Raw genomic sequence first — 2,050 nt, 5'->3', positions numbered from 1 at the left:
CACTTGAGCGTGAAGCCGCGCCACACATTGGGCAGCGGCGAATCGTTGAACGAGTACAGCACCAGTGCCGCGATGGGCAGGTACAGAAACAAATAGCTCAGCGACAACCAGGCCTTGCCAAACAGCTTCGGGTTCACTTGCGAACCTCCTGCGATTCAGCCTGGTATTTGTTGAAGAGCGCGAGCGGCACGATGATCAGCAGCACCATCACCACCGCGACGGTCGAGGCCATGGGCCAGTCGTTGTTGCTGAAGAATTCGTCCCACAGCACGCGGCCGATCATCAGCGTTTGCGGGCCGCCGAGCAGCTCGGGAATGACAAACTCACCCACGCACGGAATGAACACCAGCATGCTGCCCGCGATGATGCCGGCCTTGGACAGCGGCACCGTGACTTTCCAGAACGCGACCCAGGCGGTGGCACCCAGGTCGGCCGCAGCCTCCAGCAGGCGCAGGTCCATCTTGGCCAGGTTGGAGTACAGCGGCAAGATCATGAAGGGCAGGTAGGTGTAGGTCATGCCCAGCACCAACGAGAAGGGGCTGTTCATCAACTGGCCGGGCGAGGGGATCAGCCCGAGGCCGCTCAACACGTGGTCGAGCCGCGTGGCCGTGATCAGCTCGAAAGCCCAGCCGTGTTCGCTCAGCAGGCCCTTCCAGGCGTAGACACGCAGCAGGAACGACGTCCAGAACGGCAGCATCACCAGCATCAGCAGGGCCGGCTGCACGCTGGGCTTGGCACGCGCCATGAAGTAGGCGAACGGGTAGCCGATGAACAGGCACAACAAGGTGGTGGCACCGGCGTACTTCAAGCTCGACAGGTAGGTCTTGAAGTAGAGGTCGTCTTCGGTCAGGAAGGCGTAGTTGCTCAGGCGCAGGGACAGCTGCAGCACGCCTTCGTTGAAGGTGACGATGTCTTTCGGGAACACCGCTTCCATCTCGGAAACGCTGTACTTCACCACGATCAGAAACGGCAGCAAGAAGAAAACGAGCAACCAGAGGTAGGGCACGCCGATCACGGCGACGCGGCCCTTCACCATGGAGCGCAGCGATGTCATGTCGTGAGCACCACTTGGGCGGTGGGCGACCAGCTGGCCCAGGCGGTGTCACCCCAGGTCAGCGGTTTGTCGCGGTGGCGCTCGGTGTTGCTCTCGCTCACCTTGAGCATCTGGCCGCTGGCCAGCGCCAGGTGGTAGACGGTGTAGCTGCCGAAGTACGACATGTCTTTGACCGTGCCGCTCACCTGGTTCTGGTCGCCGGCCGGCTTGTCGCAGTCGAGCTTGATCTTCTCGGGGCGCAGCGCCACCGTCACCTGCATGCCCTCGGTGCCGGTGATGCCGTGGCCCACGTAGTGCGAGCAGTCGGCGCAGGTGATGACCACATGGTCGGGCTGGTCGACGGTGAGCGTGCCTTCCATCAGGTTGACGTTGCCGATGAAGTCGGCCACGAAGCGGGTGGCGGGTGTCTCGTAGATGTCGCTCGGCGCGCCCACCTGCAGGAAGCGGCCCTCGCTCATGACCGCGATGCGCGAGGCCATGGTCATGGCTTCCTCCTGGTCGTGCGTGACCATCACGCAGGTCACGCCCACGTTTTCGATGATGTTGACGAGCTCGATCTGGGTTTCTTCGCGCAGCTTCTTGTCGAGTGCCCCCAGCGGCTCGTCGAGCAGCAGCAATTGCGGCTTCTTGGCCAGACTGCGCGCCAGTGCCACACGTTGCTGCTGGCCGCCCGAGAGCTGGTGCGGCTTGCGCAAGCCGAACTTCGACAGCTGCACGAGCTTGAGCATGGCCTCCACCTGCGTGGCAATCTGGTCGCGTGGCAGGCCGTCGCGCTTCAAGCCGAAGGCGATGTTGTCCCACACCGTGAGGTGCGGGAAGAGCGCATAGCTCTGGAACATCATGTTCAACGGCCGTTCGTAGGGCGAGAGCCCCGCGAGGTCTTGCCCGTTGAGGATGATCTTGCCCGAGGTCGGCGTCTCGAAGCCGGCCAGCATGCGCAGGAGCGTGGTCTTGCCGCAGCCCGAGGAGCCGAGCAGGGCGAAGATCTCTCCCTTG

2 protein-coding genes are annotated in these 2,050 nt (G+C 63.1%); both read right to left on the bottom strand.

The genetic code is table 11. The annotated features are described in order from the left end of the window. Positions 1 to 133: 133 nt before the first annotated feature. Positions 134 to 1,054, bottom strand: coding sequence for an ABC transporter permease subunit (locus tag RMO40_RS14655; protein ID WP_309722695.1), 921 nt, complete (start codon positions 1,052 to 1,054; stop codon positions 134 to 136). Beyond that, positions 1,051 to 2,050: polyamine ABC transporter ATP-binding protein (locus RMO40_RS14650; protein ID WP_309722691.1), on the bottom strand; the 1,000-nt coding region annotated here is incomplete at its 5' end. The genes RMO40_RS14650 and RMO40_RS14655, both read right to left, overlap by 4 nt.

The organism is Rhizobacter sp. (assembly GCF_031412075.1).
Classification (GTDB): Bacteria; Pseudomonadota; Gammaproteobacteria; order Burkholderiales; family Burkholderiaceae_C; genus Rhizobacter.
The sequence above is the reverse complement of the archived record's forward strand: the minus strand, read 5'-3'. Positions and strand labels throughout refer to the sequence as shown.

Excerpts from the sequence above, each read along its gene's own strand:
- RMO40_RS14655 (WP_309722695.1), bottom strand. The coding sequence starts at position 1,054 with ATGACATCGCTGCGCTCCATGGTGAAGGGCCGCGTCGCCGTGATCGGC.